The sequence below is a fragment of the Thauera humireducens genome (assembly GCF_001051995.2).
GTDB classification, from domain to species: domain Bacteria; phylum Pseudomonadota; class Gammaproteobacteria; order Burkholderiales; family Rhodocyclaceae; genus Thauera; species Thauera humireducens.
Window position 1 is genome coordinate 1,368,976 of record NZ_CP014646.1, and the last position, 19,838, is coordinate 1,388,813.

The window sequence follows — 19,838 nt, forward strand, 5'->3', positions numbered from 1 at the left end:
TCATACCCTCCGCGTAGTGGACTGGGCGACTGCGACCTCAATCCGATCAAGTGTGAAAGCGTCGCCGGCCGGATTGCTGAAGCCGAACGTCAGGTAGTTCTCTCGGATGCCTTTTCCGGGCTGGGCGCGAGACTGGCCCGCTGCTCGCACCGGGAAGCCGTAGCGGTATTCCGCTTCGTCGCCCATTCGGTCGCGCGCCTTGACGATCAGCTCGCCCTCCCCCGCGCATTCGGGGATCGAAAAATAGACCATCTCGACACGCTTCTTCAGGCTGGAATCCCACAGCGTTTCGCCAGTCAGCACCTCAGAAACGATGGCGTCGCCATTATCCGTTTCGCCGCCGAGCGTGTACAGCCCTGCGGCGTTCCCGGCGTGTGTCTCGGTAATCGAGTCGAACGGAAAGTCGGCGTATTCGGTGACTGCGCCGGTCAGCGTGTTCATTACGATCGTGTTCATCAAAACACTCCGATTTTGAACAGCCACGGGTACGGCTGTTCGTTGATGTGCAGAATTTCATGCGCGTCTTGCTCGCCGACGCCGATGAGATGCGCGGCAGTCGCGTGCACTTCGCGCCGGGACACGTTGTGCTGCGAAAGGACGGCGCCGTAGTACGTCCGCACGCACCCTTCAGCCCCGCGATCTATGGTCAGGTCATCCATATCGCGCCACCACCTCTTCCGGCGTCAGTGTGAAAAAGCGGGTGATGGGGTCGCCGTAATCCCAAGGACTCGATGCTGTGACGGCCACACCGCCCCTACCGATTGTCACCAGGTTCGTGTTCAAGCTCGCCAGCGTCGTATCGTTGGCGGCAACAGAGTAGTTCCCGGCGGATAGCGTGCCCTCTTCTCTAGTCGTCTGAATGCGCGCTGGGTAAATGTCTTCGTACAAACAACATGCGTCGTATCGTGCATCGAAGTCCACAACCCAGCCGCTGGTGAATCCGCCAGTTCTCGGCTGCGCAAGTTCGGCGACATAGCTGGGCGTGCCGGGGTAGTACGTGTTGCTTGTGACGACGGTTGGGCCGGCCGCCTCATCTATGAACCCAATGGAGCACGGCTTTGGGATCGCAAAGCGAACATCTCCGGCGTCATTAACAACCTTTGCGTGGTGGAGGCTGCTGTCGGCCGGCCTAACCGCCAACACCCCCTCGTCATGCCCGAGGCTGTCGCTCTTGCGGAAGTCTGCAGCGATCAGGACGCTGGGGATTGGCGGCGTAATCTCACGCACCGCGACGGTCAGGTCGTCGACAGCGTCGCCTAAAACCTCTACTTCATACGCCGCGACTCTGGAAGTTATGCGCGGCTCGTATGTCACCTCATAGCAGATTGTTCGCGCCTTTCTCCCGTCCAGATTGAAGTACCAGCCGTGAAGGTTGACCCAAGTCTCTGCCGGTCTAAAGGAGCCGATCGTCGTCTTTGCGCCGGAGTCGAGCTCATAGACAAAGAAGTTGAACTGCCCGCCAGTGGACGTGAAAGTGGCCGAGCGCTGCGCCCCCACCAAGAGCTTCTTGCCCCCGACACGGGTAAAGGCGACACCATCGACATTCCCGCCGGAGATGGTCGCCAGAACGCCCCCGTTGTTGTAGATGTTCGCGCCGTTTCCTCTATTCAGAGATCGGCGCACGAACCCAGCGCTCTTCGTCGTGTCGATGAAGTTCTGGCCGAAAACGCCTGACGTCCCGAACTGGAACCAGCGGTCGAAGAAAAACTCGATGGTGCCGGACAACACGTAGAAATACGTGTAGTTGTAGGTCTTCGCCTCCCACGACAACACGTCCGTCTCAGGGTTTCTCCCCTGCCAGTCGACCGTGCCGTAGAGCAGATCGACGCCCTTCTCGACCCTGTAGCGCGAAGTCGGCTTTTTCTCTTTCCAGTGCGGGCGCAGGGCGACCGAGGGGTCTTCGCCGTAGAGCGTGCCGAGCGGGCGGTTCTCCGGTGTGAAGGGCTTGCCCCACCAGCGCGCCGGCCCTTCGTACTCCCATGTTCCGCCGTCACCAACCCCGCTGGTGGGGCGGCAGATGAACCCGCCGAGCAGCTTCTCGCCGTCGACGCCTTTCGTCCAGACCTCGACGACATCCCGCCCCATGAACGACGTGCAACGCACCCGAGAGCCGTCAGCCAGGGTTGCCCGACGAACTTGGTAGTCGCCGACAGCGACGAGGCAGGCGTCTGTGAAGCGCTTGTAGATGTGGAAGACCTCGCCTCGCTGTTGCCCAGTCAGGTCCGGGCCGTAAACAAGCAGCTCAGGCGGAGTGCGCCCGGTGAGCGGCTCGCCGTTGAACCCGATCCAGTGTTGGTTCCTGAGTGTCATGCCGGGATCGCCATATACTGCGGGATGCCTGCGCGCATACGGAAGCTCGCATGGACTTCCGTCACGGTGGTCTTGTAGCGCCCCTCGGTCATGCGGACCACGCCGCCACCGTTGAATCCCGCCACGATGCCGCCGTCAGCGATGCACAGCGCCGCAGCGCCCATACCTGCACCCTCACCCTGCTTGACCAGCTCTGCGCGAACGGAGACGCCCGAGCCGAGCACGACCGGACCATTCACGACGCGGCGATAGACGAGGTTGTCGAAGCGGTCGCCGGCCAGGAACGCCAGCTCGCGCTCGGTGCCGACGTAGATGCCGTCATCGACCGGGATCACAGCGGTGATCGGATCGACGAGCTGCTTGAAGTCGCGGCGCACGTCGAACAGCTCGGCGGTGTTAGGCGAGGATGCGTAGAGCACGTTGCCGTCGGCGACTAGCGCGCGGTTCCGCCACGTCGTCAGGCACCGCCCAGCGGGAGCCGGCTGCATGAACTCGGTGCGGCACGGCAACACCAGATCGTCGTTCTTGCCGGTGAAGCTGAAGAGCCCGTTCGTCGTGCTGCCGGCGTAGAACGCGCGCCCGCCGTCGTGCGAGGTCAGATAGACGTTGATCTTGTACCCAGCTTCGACCGGCAGGCCCGAGAGGAACACGCCGCCGTCTTCGACACGAACCGGGGCGCTGCTGTACGCCGGTCCACCTTCGAGCCCGTCCGCGAGCCGCACGTAGGTGATCTGCCACTGGTACTCGCCGGGGCACAAGTCCCCCGCGAGCTCGGTCAGCGCGCCAACGCTGGGCGGAATCGGAACCCCCCAGGTCGTCGCAGTCACGCCGTCCGTGAGGCCGCAGATCAGGTCGTTGCTCCACGCGACGCGTCCGTCAGGGAGTTGCGCGTACCAGACCCGGCTCGAGCCGAGGCCGGCGTACAGCACCACGCCCGCGTCGACGTTCTTCAGGTCGCCATCGCACGTCGCCAGCAGGAATCCGTCTGCTTGAAAGAGGTTCTTGTGGCACCCTTCTGCCGCGAGTGCGTAGCCTTCTCGGCGGCGCAGCTCGCCGGTCAGACCCGCGTCGACGTTCGTGGCGACGGTCAGCGCGTCGGGCGAAAGCCGCTCTTGCGGGAGCACGTTGTTGATCCCGGTGAAGCTCTTGAATGTCAGCATGAAGGCATCCTTGTGAGTTGTCCGCGCCCGACGCCGGTAGCCGGTGGAATGTGCGGCGCGCGGTGCCCCTGCGAAAACACGGCCAACCCGACCCCGGTCGTGGGCGCTACGCCGGGAATGTTGTGCACGTTGAACCGTGCAGATCCTGCCCCCACACGGCCCGTCATCACGACGGACGGCGCCACGAATGCCCACCCGAGCGTGAGATACGCAGTCCCGAAGCGCGTCGGTCGATGAACGCCTGGGGCCATGAAGTGAAGCCCTGCGCGCGGCACACCGACGCCGGTCGTCGGCTCAACGGCTGGCGCGGAGAACCTTGAGGCGAGCCGCGCCAGCCCGAGTCCGACCGAAGCGATCGAGCCCACGCCGACAGCGAAGTGTGTTGCACGAGCCGACGCAGTGCCAACGCCACCGGTCGGCGCAACGCCTTGTGCGACTCCGGCCAGTGGAAGGTCGGCCGTCGCGGCGCCGACGTCGCCAGACTTGAACCCCGGTGCGTAGGTAAAGAGGTTGCGCAACCCGAGCATAGTTCGGATCGAGTACGCAAGGCCGACACGGGCTTCGCACACTCCGGGCGCATCGCCGACGATCGGACGCGTGCGATCCCCGAGGCCGACCCCGCCGCTTCGGACGCCAAGCGCCCGGAAGTAGTAGCGCACCTCGCCCAGCCCGACCCCGCCCTCTGGCGCGACGCCGGGGGCCACCTCGATGGTTGCTCGTGTGCCGATACCAACGCCGCCTGTCGGGGCGACGCCAGGGGCATCACGGGGGATCGTTCCACCAGCGTCATACCACGTAGCTGAAGCCGCCGCCGCCGATGGGCGCGCGTACGCTGGTTCAGTGAACCAAGACGCCGACGCAGCCGAAGCGGATGGGCGGACGTAGCTCATGCTGGGATGACCCTCTGAATCAGGTCATTGCGCAGGGGTGACTCCGACGGGTACAGGTACGTGACCTGCACCTCCTGCTGGCTGGCAAACGGCCCAAGCGAGAAACTGCCGTCAGCGGCGGTCGTTGTCGCCCCAAGCAGCTCTCCGGTCCGCCGCAGGTACGCCCGAACGTCGGTCACGATCGGGTTGTTGTTCTGGTCAGTGACGGGGTCCGCCGCCGTGGTTCCGATGTACTTCTCAGACAGGCTGGCCGGGGCCTCGTCCATGATGTAGAGCGCGACGGTGACGGGTTGTACCCACGCGCGTGTCCACGACCCGACCTGATATTCGTTGAGATATCCGCCCTGATTGCACGCCCACAACTTCGTGCCGTCTGCGCTTGGCACGATGCTGTAGACGAGGCCGGTCCCGCCAGCGATCAGCAGCGTGCGCGTCAACCCGACGAGGTCGTAGGCGTAGATCGCCTGCGATCCAGAGGAGCCGACGTAGAACCTATTTCCGTCCGGGCTGTATGCACAGCACTGCGCTGCCGCCACTGGGCCGCCTCCAGGCGTCGAGGACACGGTGGTCCAATCCGCGATGTTGTACACCCACACGTAGGGCAGCGCAGCGGTGCCGGTGATCGCCACTTTCGTGCCGTCAGGATGCACGGCACATCCAGTCCCGTTGCCACCGAGCGACGGAGTGCCCGACATCTGCGTCCAGTCGCTCGTGTTGTACCCGTAGAACCCCGGCGAATTCTGGCAGGCGACGAAGAGCTTGCTCCCATCCGGCGTGAAGGCGATGGCGTTCACGGTCCCCGACGGATTCGCGCTGAGTCCGGTGATTTTCGTCCATCCAGTCGTCTCGTAGATCGTCAGGAACGGCGCCGTGTTGTGGCCGACTGCGAGATACGCGCCGTCAGGGCTGAACTTGCAGCAGACGCCGGTCCCCGCAGGGTTCCCGCCCGAGATCGTGATCGGGCTGAAGGAGGCTGCGTCGTAGACGACGAGGTACGGACTGCTCGAGCACACATAGGCGATCTTCGTCCCGTCTGGACTCACCGATACCCCGCGCCCGTTCGTTGGCACTGTCGCGGTGAACTTTGCGGAATCCAAGCACCGCGTCAGTCCGACATAGGCGGCCAGGGGCGGATTCGCGGCGCCCGTAACCGGGACAAAAAGCAGAGACACGATTGCGCCTCAGAACGCGAAGATCTTGAACGCGCCGTTGTCCCAGTTCACGGTCACGTCGGAGCCGTTCGTCGTGAAAGGAAAGCCAGATACGTCGCCGTTGAAGTGCAGCAGGATAGATGTCGCCGGATTCCCGGTGTCCACGTAGGTCACGACGCCCAGTGCGGTGTCGCCCGCTGCAACGGCGCTCCACGTCACGTCCGCAGCATCGAACGCGCCGCCTGCGACCGACTTCGAAGTCAGGGTGATGTCTTCATCCAGCACATGCGCTGCGATCGTGCTGTAGAACTCATCGGTCGTGGCGTTCGGTGTATAGGTGTTTGCCACAAGTGCAGTCTTGATCGTGTCGCCGACAAGATCGACCTGCTTGGTCATGATCTTCTCTTTCGCTTTGGTGTAGACGAATCGTGCCATGGTATTTCTCCGTTATTTCCGTGAGTTATTTGAAGTGTACACCTACTGCACTCTCGTGAATATGCGAGGCTCTTGGGTGCGGGCGAATGTGCTGTCTGACGACACGCGAACGAACGGCGCCTGCTCCCCCGTGCGCACGAACACTGAGCGCCGCAGCAGGTCCGAAACCTCTGCCGGGATGACGACCTCTGCCCTGCCGGGGAAGAAGCTCGTCGAGCACTCGAACAGCGCGCCGCTGGCGACCTCGTTGCGCACTGCTGAAGCAGCGCCTGTGATGAGTTCCGCGCTGACGCTTAACGTAGCTCCCGGCCCGGTCGATGCGCTGCCGCCGAACGCCTCGCCTGCGATGAAGGTCGCGGTGGTCTGAAGCGACGCGGCAGAGGCGTCGGCGCTGACGAACGCGCTGCCGGGGATAAGCTCGATGCTGGTTGAGGTCAGCGTTCCTGGAGCGACGGCAGCGAATCCGCCCGACGCAGTGCCAGCGATTAACTCGATGCTCGCAGAGACTGCGGCGCCAGCGACGGTGGCGTTTTGCACACCTGTCGCCGCGCCCGCGACAAAGCTCGTTGCTGTATCAACCACAACGCCCGCTGCCGTCGAGGCGGACGTGCCCTGTGCCGTTCCTGCGGTAAAGACCGTCTGCGTGGCGACGGAGGCGGCTGTGGCGACGCCTTGGCCCGAGGCCAGTCCAGTGACGATCGAGGCGGTGACTTCGAGCGTCGCGCCTGATGCGGTTGCGCTGATCTGACCCGTTGCTGCGCCCGCAACGAACGCTGCTGCTGTGTCGAGTGTCGCGCCGTTTGCCGTGCTGGCAGCTTCGCCGCTGGCTGTGCCCGGAGAGATGGATGCACTCGTGGCTACAGATGCGCTTGGCGCCGTTGCGTTGGCTTGACCCGTTGCAGAGCCTGCGACGAACGACGCGGTTGTTGCGAGAGTGACGGACGGGGATGTTGCGTTGATCTGGCCGGATGCGGAGCCGGGGGTGAAAGAGGCGCCCGTCTCAAAGGTGGCGGACGGGGCGACAACATCTTCGCCACCAACCGTGATCGTGACCGGCTGGGGCGTGCCGACTGCGACGCCGTCGAGGTAGAGCTGCGCCTCGAAAGTTGAGCCAGGGCCGTCGTAATCGAACGAAGTATCCTCGAAAACGAAGAGCGTCCCAGCGGTCGGCCAGGTCGTGACGAGCACGCGGACCTCTTTGCCGGCGTCCTCCGGCCCAAGCCACGTCGCAGCGATCCCGCCGCCATGCTCGACCGTGGACGGCACCGACTCTGCGAGCACGCCCAGTCCAGGGACACCGACAACGACGGCCCCGGAGATCAGCGAAGAGGAATCGACGCGGATGCTCATGATGCGGTTATTGGGCCGGTGATGCCGACGCTGCCGTCAGCGAGCTTGATCACGACGTGGTACTGCTGCCCGGTCGTGATCGCGGCGTCCGTGATCGCAGCAAGCAGGCCGCTCGCGCTGGTCGTGAGGCCAGATGTCTCGAACACGCCAGCCAGCGTTGCAGCTTCGAGAACGGCGACGCGGACGCCGCTGACGTTTGCCAGCAGCGTGCCGGTGTTGTTCTTCAGCGGCTCGGTGACGGTGATTGTGCTCGGCAGCGCAGCCGCAGCGACCGTGATCGAGAAAGCGTTGCTGTCCGCCGTCAGCGCCCCGGCGTCCGTCGCCCGGACTTGCAGCCCGGAGTACGTGCCCGCCGTGGTCGGCGTGCCGCTGATGACGCCAGCGCTCGATACCGTGACGCCCGCAGGCCACGAGCCTACAGCCGAGAATGTCAGCGCAGACTCGGCATCCGAGAAGCGAGATGACACATCCAGCGACGACAGCGCGACGCCTTCCGTGGCGCTGATTGCCGCGATACTCGGGCCGTCGAAGCTGGGCGGCAGGTTGCCCGGACCCTCGGCTTCTGTGGTGAAGTTCGACACCGCGCTCCACGAGCCCGACCCGGCTGCGTTGATCGCACGGACCTCAAGGCTGTAGGGCGTGCTAGCCGTGAGTCCCGAGATCGTCGCAGGTGATGCGCCGATGCTCGCAGCCGTGCCACCGTTGAGCCGGTACTCGAAGCCGGTCGCGTCACTACCGCTGTAGCTGTAGGGGACCGATGCGGATGTGGTGCTCGGCGTGATCGTGCCGATGGTGACGGTTCCGGTCGGCGCAGTGCCACCGGACGGCACTCTAGGCGCAGAGTCCGTGCCTGTGCCGACGCCGATAAATGCGATCCGGTTCTCGATATTGCCCGACTCATGCCTCCCGATACCAACTACACCGTCAGCCCAGTACGGAGCGCCTCCGCCCATCGTTGCACTAGTCGTTTCGACAGTCCATGTGCTCGGTTCCGCCTCGTCCGACCACCATGTTTTGTACTTGAGAACAACCGACGCACCGAGGTCTGTCCACTTAAGAAGATAAGAGCGTTTGCGGTTGGTCTGAAACGCATAAAATGTGCCCGATGCGCCGGTTGTTGACGGAGAGTCCGCGCGTCGAATAGTCGGCACGACATTGCTTGATCCCCCCGCCCCATCCGCGCAAAGATACCCCTGCGTGACGCCCGCGTTGGCATTACAAAGGAGCCTGACGATGCCAGTCCTCGCATCGATGGCAGTGTTCGCAGCGAGCCCGGCAATGGCCTCGATATACATCTCGCCGCTGCCCGTAACCGGCACTGCATTCCATCGCCACCAGGTATATCCGGTAAGATCCGCGCGATGAATTCGCAGCACGCGACCGCTTGCGCCCCGCGCGTCTTCCTCGACCTGGAACGTGTAGTCGGCTCGGCCAAGGAGGACCGAAAAGTCATGCCCCCCACTGTCGAGCTTGGTTGCCAGCGGATATTGAGTGAAGTCGTTGTAATACTGCGCCATTCTCAAATTCCTCTTGGATCAATCCAGCCCGGCGGGCGCCACAACCACACGTCGCCGTTTTCCGGGTGCTGCATGCCGACATAGCAATCCAAATCTGCCGCGTATTTCCACTTCCCCCAGACGCTGGCTCGCCATGCGTCTGGCGTGCCCGCGATTTCGTCCTTCGTCATCGGGCGAACGGTGGTCTCATCCGCAACGATCTCGATAGACCATCCCGCGGTCGGCGTTGGATTACCTGCTGGAGCGTCGACGCGGTACACACGACCGCCACCGAGCCACACGAACACGCTGCCGCGCTTGTCGTCGGAAGCGCATCCGGGGGCCACGCGCTTTGTCGTTTGATACTGTCGATCAGCGACGTACTGGGCATAGACCTCGGCATTGCTAAATGTCGGCTCTTTCCAATTGTTGGTTGGCGACGCCGTCTTCAGGTCCCAAAAGCGCTCAACAGTCCAGCCCGACACAAACATGATTTCCGCGTTGCGATCAAGCGCGCAGCCAAGGTCTTCGTACATACCAAGCGACCACATGCGGCCGATTGCCTCGACTGTGTGCGTCGTCACATCCAATGAGGGCATCGTGATCTTGCGTAGGGTCTTCGCAGACTCGGCCTGACCGACCTTGTAGATCACGTCGACTCCGCCTTCTACACGGACATCTGAGCCCCCCGAAATGCCGCCCGAAAAGTTCGTCGATACGCCGCGCTGCACGTAGTCGAGCACCTCCCACGGGCGCGCACCCGGCAGCGCCTTTGCACCTGCTCGCATCCAGTTAGAGCCAGTCGAGCCACCAACAAACCCTTTGCCGACGAGGTCAAGCTGACACAGGTATCCGGCGATAGCCTCGAACTGCCCAGCAGCTGCGTTCCACACACGAAAACCGCCGCCCCACTCCTGCGCTGCGCCGCCATGGGTATAGAAGCGATCAAGCACGGGCAGGTAGTTGTTGCCGCTGTATGTGTGGGACGACACAGGGCCGGCCATATGCCCATCCGGCGTGTTGTAGCTGCCCTGCGCATCAATCACAGTGCGCGCCGCGTAGTAGCCGACTCCCCACTGCCCTGTCTCGCCATCCCACACGTACAGGGCGTTATCGTCAGTGTTCGCGTGACCGCCGCCCCACAGGTAGATCCGGCTGCGCTTGCTGTCCCATGCCATGCTTGACCACGCATTGATGACATAAGACTCATAGCCAAAGCCGGGGCCGTAGTTCGGCGTTTGCAGGCGCGGCCAAATCGACTTGAACGTATTAGTGTTGGCCTTGACCCACTGCCCATCCGCAATCCCGGCCAGCAGATCGAGGAGTCGATTCGGGAACACCTCGCGCCCGCCGCCGACGCGCTGCACCGGCGACGTGTAAGTCAGCGGAACCGGGTTAGCCATGACGACTCCACAGCCGCTTAATGCGCCACAGCACCACGCCCGCAGCGAACACGACGGCAGCCAGCATCAGCCGGTTCGGCGTCCAAACGCGCGGCGCGGCGTGGTCCTGCGTGTCGGTCACGCCTTCATACCCGAAGACGACGCTAACCTTCCCTGCGGGCTCTTGCGGATGCCAGTTGATGATGTCGCCCGCCAGCATCGACGCCCACATCGCGTGCGGGTACGGCCGCCACCGGAGGGATGGCGTGCGCAGCGCGATATAGCCCGGATGGGCTACTGCGGCTTCGCAGGCAGCGTCGATGCAGTTCTGCATGGCTTACGGGTTGTTCTTGCGGTACGTCGAGGCGTTCAGCGTGAAGGTGCCGTTGGTGCTGGTCACGTCCGCGCCGAAGTCGTTGACCGCGATCAGCTCGTCGGCCGTAGCTGCGCCACCGCGCGACTTGTAATAGACGGCGTAGCGCGCGGTGATCGTGCTCGCGGCCCAAGCAGCGCCGCCCAGCGTGATCTCGACGCGATCGTTCGCCGTATCGACTGCGCCAACAGTGACCGTTGCAGCAGCGCCGCCCGCCGGGTAGCCCGTGCCAGTCGCTTCGTTGGTCACGTCCGAGCGCTTGGCCCACGTGTCCTTGTTCGGGCTTGCTGCGCTGGTGAGCAGCATCACCTTGAAGGTGTCGGTGTCGTAGTCGATGTTGCCGACAGCTTCATCGCGCAGTGCCGAGTTGAAAACGAACGATGTCATGTGATTACTCCGTAGTGGTGATTTCAGGCGTCACGGTCAGTTGGGATTCTGCGGAGCAGATCGGCTCGACACCGCCGCCCGTGCGCAGCAGCTCGATGTCAAAAACGTAGGTCTTCGCGGCGAGCACCAGCGACTGCTCGATCGTCGGCTCGAACCACACCGCGTTCGTGATGCCGTCCAGGCGCAGACCGTCGCCCTCGCTGAAACTCAGGATCGGCTCGCCGCCAACCTTCTCTTTCACGTCCATGCGGACGCCGTTGAACGGAGACAGGTTGAGCGGTTCGCGGTACGCGAGCTGCCCGCCAGATGCGTAGGCTTTGAACCCGGCCCCGTTGATCGCGTTGAACTCCACCGTGTCGGCGTCCACGACGACCACGGCGCGAAGGTCGGCGTCCTTGGGTGGGTTGTTCTGCGCAGCGAAGTCGCCAACGAGCGCGAGGTTCATCATCGCGGCACGCCAACCGTCAGGGATGCCGTGCTCGACTGCCGTCACGCGCAGCGGCGCGGACTGCTCGACGCCTGTGATCTGGGCGTACTTCCATGTAGAGGACTCGACGCGAATCGGGATGATGTTCGTCGCGCCGCGCCGGATTGTGAGGTTGAGCTTCTGGAGCGCCACGTCAAACCCCCGTCGCGGCGCGCAGGATCACGCGCGGCCACACGAACCACAGCGTGAATGCCATGTCCATGTTTGCCCGAATCGTCGTCTCGACCGCCTCGTTCCAGCGGCAGTAGTCGATCACTACCGGGCGAGAGTGCGCGGCTTTCCAGTCAGCGAGTTTCGTCACCGTGGTGTCTCCATGTGGCCCACCGGAAGTACGCACCATGTCGTGAGCCGATGCGGCAAGTTGTGCATAGACCTGCGCACCGACCGTCACCGGGTCGAGTCGGGAAGTATCAAAGGGGTGATTCATTTCTCGGCTCCCGGTGCGGCGTTTTCCAGCGACAGTTCTCGACCATCGGCTTGTTCTTGAGGCATCGGTGCGACCAGTCAGGAAAGAGGTACTGGCTCTGCCGCTCCGCACACTTACGGCAGCACATCGGAAGGTCGCTCGGGGTCATGCCCACCCTTCCTTGCGCTGCTTCATGCGCTGGTAGAGCGATACCCCGCCAGACCACAACACCGCCAGCAGCACGCCATACACGGGCTGGATGCCCAGCGCTGCGGCGACAAGCTGGCCGGTCTCGGTGGATTCGGTCAGTGTGCCAAGCACCGCTGCGGCGGTTGCAGCGACGCTGGCTTGTGCGATGGGGCTCGACTTCAGGCTCGACTCGGGCTCGATTGTCTGGGGCATCGGCATGTCGTCGTCCGACAGATACAGGGCGGCCTCTCTCGCGCGTCGCGCAGTCAGCCCGTCGACGACCTGAAGAACCCCGTTGATGCGCGCCTTGTTCCACAGTGCGAATGCACGAGCGGCAGACTGACGATCACCCTCGTTGTGCCGCTTCAGGACAGTCGAGCCCTTGAATCCGGCGAGCCCGATGTTGTAGGCCAGCGATACCATCGCCCCCAGCTCGGAGTCGTCCGCGTCGCGCTTGAGCGCCCGCTTCACGCCGTCTGCGAACTCGGTCAGGTCTTCGACGAACCAGGCGTCGGCCTGCTCTTGCGTACAGGTGTCGCCCATCTTGACGCCGCGCGTGTGGCCCCAGCCGATCGTCGGAACACCTGCGGGGCAGCGATATGCCTTGAGTTTGCACCCCTCGGAGCGGCCGATCTCCAGCACAGCCTCGTAGGCGATGGGCCAGTCGAGCTTCGGGTTCGGTTGTGTGGTCACGGCTTGGCTCCCTTCTCGGACATCAAGCGCATCAGCTCAGTGCGCAACAGGCGCAGCTCGTGCTTCACGTCGGAAGCAAGTTCCCGCACCTCGTCAGACGCCCGCTTGTTCTCTGTCGCCTGGACCTGCATCTTCTCTTCGAGAATCGCCACGCGCCGGTCCATGTTGTTCGCGTAGGCAAAGAGACTGCCGGCGATGACGACGGTGGTCAGCAGATGAGAGACGTTCAGGGTCTTGTCGAGGTGCCAGTGCCGGCGGTCTGTTTCTGAATGGGGGTTGGCGGGTTGCATGCCGGCTCGTGTCTGCTCAATATTTGCGTAGAGGATTGCGTTCCGAGCCGTTCTGCTCCAGCCCTACAGGGGGAGCCCTACAGCCAAGCGACGATCCGTTGCGCCTCGTCATGTCGCGTGCTCGCGCGAAGATCGGCGTCGGGCCTGGAGCCGAAAAAGCGCGAGAACTCCGCCTCGGCGATGCGCGACTTGTCGGGGTTGAAGGTTTCGGCGTCGGGGATCGAGTAGCCGACGTGCATCGCCCACTGAACGAGATGGACGTGGTGGAATGCCGGGATCTCGGGCTCGTCCTCGTCGCTCTCCATCGCTTTCGGCATCCGATAGCCCTCGAGTAGCAGCGTGCCGGCGATGCTTGGCGCCGGGGAAAGCTGGAGCACGTTGGCGTCCTGCACAAGATAAGCCGGCTCGCCTGCGGGCTCATCGCGCCACCGCGGAATGGTTGTGTCCATCCATTCGCGCGAGACAAGATGAAGTCGCGCCGTGCGATCGCCTTGTCGCCACGACTGGTGGCTGATCTCGAACAGGCTGTGCGGGATTGTGACTGTCGACTCGCCAGCACCAAGGCTGTGCTCGCAGAGGTTTCCGTCGGTCGCAGGCGTTGCGCGCAAAAGGCGAGCGCGAACGGCGCCCTCCTGCTGCGCCTCGTTGAGCCAGTCGTCAATATCCTCGTCCTGCCACATATACGGACGGGCCGTATCTTGGGCCAGCAGGCGGACGCGACGGCGCAAGGCTCCCCGATTCATGTCAGCGCGCTCCGAACTGCTCGATCAGGCTCACGACCTCGCCGCGCAGCTTCTCGACGCCGCGGCGTTTGTCCAGATTGACCTCGTACTTCATCGCGTAGGCTTCGAGCGCGTCCTTGTCCATCGTCTCGATGAGCATCAGCATGCCTTCGGTTTCGCGGTGCTCGTCCTGCTCACGCTGATTCTGTGCAGCGACAATGGCCTCCACGTCGCCCGGCTGATCTGCGGCTTCTGTTTCATCGCCGCGCTTGAACTCGGCAAAGCGCAGCAAGGTCTTGGCCTCACGCTCGGGCACGCGCTTCACGTCGCCCGGATTCCACTCTGTCCGCAATGCGGTGCGATCGCGGTAGAACTTCTGGCCTTCGTACTTCACAACGATCAGTTTCATGGTGTCCTCATGTGAAAAAGGCCGGCCAGGGCGAACCCGGCCGGCCCGTTTCGTGCCGCTTAGGCCACGCCTTCGTTGATGGCGAAGACGATGATCTCCACCTCGGACGCCTTGGCGTTGGCAGCGCCGCCGGTCGTCAGCGTCAGCCAGGCTTCTTTCGGCAGGACGACACTGGGATTGGCGGTGACGTTGCGCAGACGCGCGGCTGCCGACATGACGACGCCCGTACCGAACAGATCGTCGTCTTGCGGGACGGCGGTCACGTCGACGCCATCGGCGTAGGCGAAGCCCAGCTTGGCGGTCACGGATGCGCTCATCGCGGTCTTGATGACGATCTCGCTGTCGATCAGGCGAAAGCCTGCGGGCAGAACACCTACCTTTACGACATCGCCGGAGGCGACCGCAGAGGCCGAGTCGCCGCCGATCACTGCGCCGGTTGCGTTGGTGGTCAGCAGGAAGCGGAAGGCCGTGAGGTTCCCGTAGGGCGTGGAGCCGAGGCGGTTGCTCGGATCTTGCATGCCCAGCTTGGTGATGGTTGCCATGGTTCAAATCTCCTTGGTGGCGACCGCCCTCTCAGACGGCCGCCGATTACTCAGGGCTGGCGTTACTTGCGAGCGCCGATGATGGAAACGGCGGTGTCGATGGCGACGACGCCGTGGTCGGTGAAGTGCTTTTCGCCGTTGCCCTGATCGACCAGCCAGCGAACCTTGCTGATGCCCTGGATAGCGCCGATCAACAGCTCCATCTTGTCGTCGTGGTCAAACTCCTTCTCCTTCCAGAAGAAGGGCATGCCACCGTGGCCGGATGCGGCAAACGCCTGGGCGATGGCTTGGCCGCCCAGCAGGATCGCGCGATCGACCGCGTGAGTCGTTCCGAAGCTGGCATTGACCGTGGCGGTCGATTCCGTCTCGCTGGTAAAGCTGGCGCAGTAGTTCAGCGCGTCGCCTGCGTAGAAGCGGATCGGCTTGGGCATCTTCATCAGCAGGACGCCGTTCCACAGCCCGCACTCGCCCAAGAACAGCGGGTGTTGCTTCGCCTTCGCAGCGCGCGCCAGGGCGTTGGCCTGGAACTGGCGGAAGTTCGGGTCTTGCGCGAAGGCGTGGTACTGAGCCGGAGAAACCAGCAGCACACGCAGCGGCGAGTCCTCGGCAACGACGTCGCCGGGGATCTTCACGGCCGGCGGCGGCAGCGCGATCGATTCCATCACGGTGCGGATCGCATCGACCACATCCATGTTGAGCACGTCGGTCGTCGCCAGATCAACGACGCCACCCGTCTGCGAGAACTCGGCGATGCCGTTGGTGCCGTCAGCGATGAAGTGGCGATTCTTCGTCGGGGCGCGCACCGAATTGATTGCGATCTCGGCGAACTCGGGGTGCGATGCGACCGGCACCCGCCACTCGATGTTGTCGTGGAAGCCACGCGCACCAGCCATATGCAGCAGCAGCGACTGGTCCATGTAGCTGTCCATCAGCGACTGCGCAACCGGACGGCCCATGCGGCGGAAGTCCACCGGCGAGCGCAGGCTGGTCATGGTGTCGCCGAGATCCACCGGGAAGCGGGCCTGATTCACACGGACACGCGAAGTGTCGTAACTCAGGCCAGTGCCCTTACCCTCGGCTGTGCGGCTGCCCATGATCGGGTAGGCGCCGACAGGTTGCAGGAACTGGAACTCGACCTCGTCGCCCTTGCCGCGGGACAGATCGACGGTCTTGACGATCGGCAGGTCGGTAGAGGTCTGCTTGCGCACGACTTCGCCGGCTCGCGCCTCGCCTTTGGGCATGGGGCCGGACAGGCGACCCATGGTGGAGTTGCGTTGCATCGACTGGGCGAAGAGGCCCGCGGCGAGAACGCGCTGCTTATCCGCGGCGGTGGCCGGGACGTTGGTCTTGGTGGTCATGTTCAATGACTCCTATGCGTTCAAATGAGGTTGTCCAGCAGGTCGTCGATGCGGTCCGATGACATGGAGCCCATGCGTTCGAGCAAGGCGGCTGCATTTCCAGCTGCGGCGAGGGTCTGCTGCGTTTCGTCCATCGGCGCCGCTCCAGGCACATCGGACAGGGAGTTGGGCACGCGAAGGGCGGGCGCCTCCGGCGCGGTGCGTGCGGTACTGGGCTGCTGCGGCTTGGTTGCGCGGAATGCGTTGAAGACCTCGATCACGTCTTGCGCGGCGCCCTTGGTCAGCGCGTGCTCGACGCCGGCCTTGGCGAATGCAGGCAGGCCGTTACGCCATGCCGCGAACTCGGCCGACTCGACAAGCTCGTCAGCGTCCGGGTGGGCGCCGTAGATCGCGTCGTAGTGGGCGTCGGATGCCGTCTTGGCTTCCTTCGCCTTGATCGGGGCCAGCCTGTCATCGAGCGCGGCCATCAGCCGTGACTCAACTTGGGCCATGGCGCGGCGATTCAACTCGGCCACGCCTTTCGCAAGATCCTCTTCCGAGAAGTCGCCGAAGACAGAGATGTCGACGCCTTCGGCCATCGCCTGCGTAGCGGCAGCGAGGTTCGCATCTGCTGCGGTCTGCCCTTGACCGGCGGCTGCGCGGTCTTGTGCATCGGCCTGGGCGGCTGCGAGGTTTTGCTGCTGGCGGGCGGTCAGTTCCGCCACTTGCTGCTCAAGCTGTGCGACGCGGTCCAGCGCGGCCTTGCGACCTTCGCGGGCCTCGGCCAGCTTTTCGTAGGGGATGGTGTAGGCGCCGGACTTGCTCAGGATCGGTGCGCCCTCGACTTCCGTCTCGGTAGCGCCGGCCTGCGGCGGGTCTTGGCGTTCGGTAGAGGCGGCAGCGGGCGCGTCGTCGGTTTCGGTGACTTGCGGCTGCTCGGTGGGTGCGTCATCATCCTGAAGCGTCCCGTCCAGGGCGGCCTCGAGGAGTTCGGCGGCGGTCATGCTCATTTGCGCTTATCCAAGCTGCGGGCAACATTGCGCGGGCAGTTTGGTTGGGCGAATGCACAAGGCTCCAGCCCTACAGGGGGTAAGGATTGGGCGGATGCACTACTGGCGGGAAAGCGGCGGGAAATGCGGGCGCAAAAAAGCCCGCGCTCGGCGGGCTCGTAGGGGTGGCGCGGCTGCGCCTGTGCTTGGCGCCTCGGCTATGCCTGGCCGGCGAGGCGCTCTTTCAGCGCGTAGACCATCAGCGGCCATGCCTTGGTGATGGCATCCTTGCGGGCTTCATTGCGCCCCGTCTCTGCATCAAATCTCTCAGCGTCGGCACAGTACGATTCGCCGGGCACGGTGAAGCCGTTACGGAGCACGAGGACGCAGAATGTCAGAAGCTGCAGCGTGCCCCAATCCGGCGACTTGCCGATTTCGTGCACGCAGCCTTCTACCGCTTCAACGGCCTGCGATGCGGTGAAGTAGTGCTCCCCGACGATGTTCGCCTCGATGTCCGCGGGCGTCACGCGCGGCGCGGTCAACCCTTTGGCTTGAATTTCCTGCTCGATGGTGTGGTCGTTCATGCTTCAGCTCCTTCGGGGAGGTTGTCGGCCGTCTCCGGCGTCTCGATCCCTTGCATGGGCGAAGCGCCATCATCCGGCACCGGGGGGAACGTCGGGCTGGTATTCTGCCGCACCTCGGGCGCAGCCTGGGCCTGTTCTGCGACGGCGGGCGCGGTCGGCTGCGGGAAGTTGGGGTCGTCGCCCATCGGATTCGGGCGCTTGTAGCCTGCTCCCTGCATCACGACGTCGGCGATCGGAGCGATCTGCGGCATGTGTGCGACTTGCGCGCCGGCCTGCATCGCGCTGAATGCCGCCTGCACGCCGGTCTGCACCGCTTCGGCCATCAGCTTCTTGATCTTGGCCTCGCTCTCGGATTCCTTGATAGCGAGCTCGCGCTCCTTGAGCTCGAACATCAGTTCGCGCTTGATCTGCTCGCGCAACTGCTCGGGGTCCGCCTGCGCCGTCGCCTGTCGAATGGCCTGCACGATCTGATCCTTACGCGGCAGATCCATGAGGTCGATCATGAACGGCATCACGACCGTCTGAAGCTTTTGCGGCAGTGACTTCACCGACTCAGACAGTGCGGCCAGTTGCTGTGCGCGGAAGCTGCTGGAACTGGGCACATCCTCGAGGGCGACCATCAGGCGGGTGCGCTGCACGTCGTTGCTCAGGTACTGGATGCCGGTGTCGGGATCGATCTCGGGGTGATTCAGCACGACGGTCCGCGGCGGATTGAGCGTGTCGCCCTCGATCACGATGGTCTGCTCGGCCTTGCCCATGTCGGTGATGATGAGCGACATCAGCAATTCGCCCACCATGCGCCGCGCTTCCTTGAAGTTGTCCATCAGATCGGCGACGGCGACCTGGGACTGCTCAAGCTGCGTCTGCTCCTGAATACCCGATGCTGCGGTGCCCTTCTGGCCCTGGAAGGCTGCCGTGATCCCGCTGACGCGCTCCATTGCGCGGCGCGAGTCGTTCATCAGATCGAACTGCTGCGCATTCAGTTGGAAGTCGCGCTTGACCTCGAAACGCGCGCCGGGCCGGGCCATATGGTCCGCATCTAGGGTGATGTCGGCGTCGACGCGGGCAGCCATGCGCCGGAACACCTCATCCGTCATGGCGACCGCGCCCTTTGTGCGCTCGATGCGCGTCGCCGACATGCCCCAGCGCAGCTTGCTGATCGAGGCGTTGAGGTTGTCCTGCGGGAACAGCATGTCGCGCACGAGCCCGTAGGGAATCCCGGTCATGTCCTCGCGGTTCCCCCACACGGGCACGTAGGGGAAGTGCTGGTGCGGGTGCGGCGTCGGGCCGTCATGCAGGCAGTGCGGCCCCATGAAGTAGGCGCGGCGCATCTTCGGGATGATCTGGCGCTCCAGCACGCCACGCCCAGCATGCAGCATCGCATCGTGGGCCGGGTTGCTCGGGTCGTACTCGACAGCGCGGCCGGTGTGCGCTCGCAGGATTGTGACCTCGGCCCAGCGGCGATACCAGAGCTCGGTCAGGCAAACCTGCTGGTTCTCGTCGTTGTACCAGTTGTCTTCCTGCACGGTCCATGCGCGCTCTGCGTCGATGGCCTGGGCGAGCCCGGTTGACTGCCCGCCTTCGAGCATTTCGCCGGCCAGATCCGCAATCCACTTGTCCGCGGAGTGCATGATGATCGTGGCGTGCTCGGGGAACATGCGCGCAGCGCGCTGCCTATCCACCCAGCGACGGCGGAACAGCCAGCGGGCGTCTTCCAGATCCGGCTCGACGCTCTGCATGTCCCACCAGATTTCGTTCCGGTGGACTGCGCGGCACTTGTACGGGAACTGGAGCGCGTTCGAGGCGCGCGTGACCTCCACCCAGCCGATTCCGACGGTCGCGGCAGATCGGAAAGCATCGGACAGCGCGCGATCGGCGCGACTGTGCCGTTCGGCTTGGTTGAGCCGGTAGTTCAGCGCGTCGGCGACGTCCTGCCCTTGCGGGTCGCCGTCGGGCGTCACGCGCCAGTCCGTGCGCGTCTTGGCCTCGTAGCCGCACACCGCGCGAATGGCCGGGCCGATGATGTTCTCCTTGGCCGGCGGAATGCCGAGCATCTTCTGCCGCTGCAGCAGTTCGCTATCCAGCTGATTGCCGTCGGCGTAGTCTGCTTCCTTGTCCGCGTTCGCGCGCCAGGGTTGCTGGTTGATCGCCTCACGCACGAACTGGGCGAACTCGTCGACGGTGATCGGCGCGTCGGCCGGTTGCAGTTCCGTTTCGTCGGTGGTGTGGGTCTGTTCTGCGAGCATCGTTCGCTCC

The 19,838-nt window shown here is 64.0% G+C and carries 22 protein-coding genes; all 22 read right to left on the bottom strand.

Translation table 11 applies throughout. The features are described from left to right. Nucleotides 1-456, bottom strand: coding sequence for a hypothetical protein (locus tag AC731_RS06415; protein ID WP_048704186.1), 456 nt, complete (start codon nucleotides 454-456; stop codon nucleotides 1-3). Next, nucleotides 456-659: a hypothetical protein gene (locus tag AC731_RS06420; RefSeq protein ID WP_048704188.1), complete on the bottom strand. Its 204-nt coding sequence runs from the start codon at nucleotides 657-659 to the stop codon at nucleotides 456-458. The genes AC731_RS06415 and AC731_RS06420 overlap by 1 nt, the downstream gene beginning before the upstream one ends. After that, complete coding sequence (locus AC731_RS06425) at nucleotides 652-2,310, bottom strand: hypothetical protein (protein ID WP_048704189.1); 1,659 nt, start codon at nucleotides 2,308-2,310, stop codon at nucleotides 652-654. The genes AC731_RS06420 and AC731_RS06425 overlap by 8 nt, the downstream gene beginning before the upstream one ends. Then, on the bottom strand, nucleotides 2,307-3,470 hold the full coding sequence (locus AC731_RS06430; RefSeq protein ID WP_048704192.1) for a hypothetical protein: 1,164 nt from the start codon (nucleotides 3,468-3,470) through the stop codon (nucleotides 2,307-2,309). The genes AC731_RS06425 and AC731_RS06430 overlap by 4 nt, the downstream gene beginning before the upstream one ends. 886 nt (nucleotides 3,471-4,356) lie before the next feature. Then, nucleotides 4,357-5,532 carry a WD40 repeat domain-containing protein gene (locus AC731_RS06440; protein WP_048704196.1) on the bottom strand — a complete coding sequence of 392 codons (1,176 nt, stop codon included), beginning with the start codon at nucleotides 5,530-5,532 and terminating at the stop codon, nucleotides 4,357-4,359. A gap of 9 nt (nucleotides 5,533-5,541) precedes the next feature. After that, nucleotides 5,542-5,946, bottom strand: coding sequence for a hypothetical protein (locus AC731_RS06445; protein ID WP_048704198.1), 405 nt, complete (start codon nucleotides 5,944-5,946; stop codon nucleotides 5,542-5,544). Between the two features lie 42 nt (nucleotides 5,947-5,988). Continuing rightward, complete coding sequence (locus AC731_RS06450) at nucleotides 5,989-7,296, bottom strand: serine-rich family protein (RefSeq protein WP_048704200.1); 1,308 nt, start codon at nucleotides 7,294-7,296, stop codon at nucleotides 5,989-5,991. After that, nucleotides 7,293-8,813: a fibronectin type III domain-containing protein gene (locus AC731_RS06455; RefSeq protein ID WP_062450065.1), complete on the bottom strand. Its 1,521-nt coding sequence runs from the start codon at nucleotides 8,811-8,813 to the stop codon at nucleotides 7,293-7,295. The genes AC731_RS06450 and AC731_RS06455 overlap by 4 nt, the downstream gene beginning before the upstream one ends. A 2-nt stretch (nucleotides 8,814-8,815) precedes the next feature. Continuing rightward, nucleotides 8,816-10,195 carry a hypothetical protein gene (locus tag AC731_RS06460; RefSeq protein ID WP_048704205.1) on the bottom strand — a complete coding sequence of 460 codons (1,380 nt, stop codon included), beginning with the start codon at nucleotides 10,193-10,195 and terminating at the stop codon, nucleotides 8,816-8,818. Continuing rightward, nucleotides 10,188-10,508: a hypothetical protein gene (locus AC731_RS06465; RefSeq protein WP_048704207.1), complete on the bottom strand. Its 321-nt coding sequence runs from the start codon at nucleotides 10,506-10,508 to the stop codon at nucleotides 10,188-10,190. The genes AC731_RS06460 and AC731_RS06465 overlap by 8 nt, the downstream gene beginning before the upstream one ends. Nucleotides 10,509-10,511: 3 nt before the next feature. Continuing rightward, nucleotides 10,512-10,934, bottom strand: a complete 423-nt coding sequence (locus tag AC731_RS06470; RefSeq protein WP_048704209.1) for a hypothetical protein — start codon at nucleotides 10,932-10,934, stop codon at nucleotides 10,512-10,514. Nucleotides 10,935-10,938: 4 nt separating this feature from the next. Beyond that, on the bottom strand, nucleotides 10,939-11,553 hold the full coding sequence (locus tag AC731_RS06475; protein ID WP_048704211.1) for a hypothetical protein: 615 nt from the start codon (nucleotides 11,551-11,553) through the stop codon (nucleotides 10,939-10,941). A 1-nt stretch (nucleotide 11,554) separates the two neighbouring features. Continuing rightward, nucleotides 11,555-11,848 (bottom strand): hypothetical protein, encoded by a 294-nt coding sequence (locus AC731_RS19825; RefSeq protein WP_156480660.1) that lies wholly within the window; start codon nucleotides 11,846-11,848, stop codon nucleotides 11,555-11,557. 144 nt (nucleotides 11,849-11,992) lie between these two features. After that, complete coding sequence (locus AC731_RS19490; protein WP_205626643.1) at nucleotides 11,993-12,709, bottom strand: lysozyme; 717 nt, start codon at nucleotides 12,707-12,709, stop codon at nucleotides 11,993-11,995. Beyond that, nucleotides 12,706-12,999: a hypothetical protein gene (locus AC731_RS06485; protein WP_048704214.1), complete on the bottom strand. Its 294-nt coding sequence runs from the start codon at nucleotides 12,997-12,999 to the stop codon at nucleotides 12,706-12,708. Before AC731_RS06485 ends, AC731_RS19490 begins: the two co-directional genes overlap by 4 nt. A 77-nt stretch (nucleotides 13,000-13,076) precedes the next feature. Next, nucleotides 13,077-13,742: a phage adaptor protein gene (locus tag AC731_RS06490; protein WP_048704216.1), complete on the bottom strand. Its 666-nt coding sequence runs from the start codon at nucleotides 13,740-13,742 to the stop codon at nucleotides 13,077-13,079. 1 nt (nucleotide 13,743) lies between these two features. Beyond that, a complete protein-coding gene (locus tag AC731_RS06495; RefSeq protein ID WP_048704218.1) occupies nucleotides 13,744-14,130 on the bottom strand; it encodes a hypothetical protein in 387 nt (128 codons plus the stop codon). Between the two features lie 59 nt (nucleotides 14,131-14,189). Beyond that, nucleotides 14,190-14,672 carry a hypothetical protein gene (locus AC731_RS06500; RefSeq protein ID WP_048704220.1) on the bottom strand — a complete coding sequence of 161 codons (483 nt, stop codon included), beginning with the start codon at nucleotides 14,670-14,672 and terminating at the stop codon, nucleotides 14,190-14,192. Between the two features lie 62 nt (nucleotides 14,673-14,734). Then, nucleotides 14,735-16,030 (bottom strand): phage capsid family protein, encoded by a 1,296-nt coding sequence (locus tag AC731_RS06505; protein WP_048704223.1) that lies wholly within the window; start codon nucleotides 16,028-16,030, stop codon nucleotides 14,735-14,737. A gap of 20 nt (nucleotides 16,031-16,050) precedes the next feature. Further along, nucleotides 16,051-17,019 carry a hypothetical protein gene (locus AC731_RS06510; RefSeq protein WP_048704225.1) on the bottom strand — a complete coding sequence of 323 codons (969 nt, stop codon included), beginning with the start codon at nucleotides 17,017-17,019 and terminating at the stop codon, nucleotides 16,051-16,053. Between the two features lie 197 nt (nucleotides 17,020-17,216). Continuing rightward, a complete protein-coding gene (locus AC731_RS06515) occupies nucleotides 17,217-17,582 on the bottom strand; it encodes a Gp49 family protein (protein WP_048704228.1) in 366 nt (121 codons plus the stop codon). Then, a complete protein-coding gene (locus AC731_RS06520) occupies nucleotides 17,579-19,828 on the bottom strand; it encodes a portal protein (protein ID WP_062450067.1) in 2,250 nt (749 codons plus the stop codon). The genes AC731_RS06515 and AC731_RS06520 overlap by 4 nt, the downstream gene beginning before the upstream one ends. Between the last annotated feature and the right edge of the window lie 10 nt (nucleotides 19,829-19,838).